1 protein-coding gene is annotated in these 1378 nt (G+C 43.7%); it reads left to right on the top strand.

From position 1 onward, the window contains the following. Positions 1–103: 103 nt before the first annotated feature. Positions 104–1228 carry a N4-gp56 family major capsid protein gene (locus ACFIKG_RS09190; protein ID WP_375649236.1) on the top strand — a complete coding sequence of 375 codons (1125 nt, stop codon included), beginning with the start codon at positions 104–106 and terminating at the stop codon, positions 1226–1228. Positions 1229–1378 lie beyond the last annotated feature (150 nt).

Here is a 1378-nt window from a genome sequence, read left to right on the forward strand (position 1 = left end):
GATGAAGATTAAGTGAAAGACTTTTAGAGAATAAGCCGCCTTTGGTGCGGGTTGGTGGTCCGGCTTTAAGCCGGTTTTTTTATAGCAAAGAAAGGTGAAATAAATGGCAACAACACATATAGGGATTAATGATCCCCATGCGTTAAAAACATGGGCGAGAATACTTGATGCGGAGGTCTCCAAAGCAACTCCTATTGCTCCTTTGATGGGGCAGGATTCCAATAGCATTATTCAGGTGAAAACAGAGACGCAAAAAGGCAAAGGGGATTGTGTAACATTTAGTCTGCGAGCTCAGTTATCAGGACGTGGTGTGAGTGAGGGCGAAACCCTTGAAGGCAATGAAGAGGCACTCCAATTCCTTCATGATAAACTGTATATCAATGAACTTTATCATGGAACAAGAATTGCCAATGAAGGCACTATTGATAATCAGCGCACATTGTTTAATTTGCGCGAAGAAGCCAAAAACAGTTTATCAGATTGGTATGCGGACCGTTTGAGTTTGATGTTTTTCGTTCATGCTTGCGGTTATACCGCTAACAGGCTCAATTTTGAGGGAGAACCGGTTGATCTTGATCCTCTTTTTTGGGGCTTTAATGCACCGTTAGCTCCAAGCAGTAAGCGCATTGTACGACCAGAAGCAAAAACCAAGGATGAAGAGCTTACAGAAAAAGCCAAACACAGCTTTAATCTTAAATTGATAGATGAAGCGGTTCAGTGCGCTAAGCTAGCGAATCCTAAAATTAGACCGGTTCGCGTGAATGGCGAGAGTGTTTATGTGTTGTATTTGCATCCCATTCAGGTGACACAATTGCGCACTAATACAGAGACGGGTCAATGGCTTGATATTCAGAAAGCTGCTTATACCGGTTCGCGTTCCAAAAACCCAATCTTTGATGGTTCTCTAGGCATGTACAACGGTGTGATTTTACGTGAATCAGAGCATGTCACCAATGGTGTTAAATCCACGGATAGTACACGTCTTGCAGGTGTGCGCCGTGCTGTTTTGCTTGGAGCGCAAAGTGTCGTTATGGCATTTGGTAAGAGTTACGGTAAGACCCGCTATAAAATTGAAGAAGAAACCTTCGACTACAAACGCGAATACGGTTTTGGAGTGCATACAATTATGGGCATGAAGAAAACGCGTTTCCAAATGCCCGGAAGAGCACAAGGAGCCCAAGATTTTGGAACGATAGTTATCCCCACCTACAGCGGTGAAGTTGAGTGATGAGGAAAGGAAATAGGACATGGTAGATGGCGTAACAGGACACTTACACGGCAGAGATCTTCATACACATCAGGTCAGTTTTTTGCGTTTGAATATCTCGCATAAAGATAAGCATTTGACGCGCAAAATCGGGACTTTACCGCGTGGTGC

It is taken from the genome of Bartonella sp. LB28NMGDW, assembly GCF_042194435.1.
GTDB lineage: Bacteria > Pseudomonadota > Alphaproteobacteria > Rhizobiales > Rhizobiaceae > Bartonella > Bartonella grahamii.

Bases quoted from the DNA above. Each gene is read 5' to 3' on its own strand.
- ACFIKG_RS09190 (WP_375649236.1), top strand. From the start codon at position 104: ATGGCAACAACACATATAGGGATTAATGATCCCCATGCGTTAAAAACA.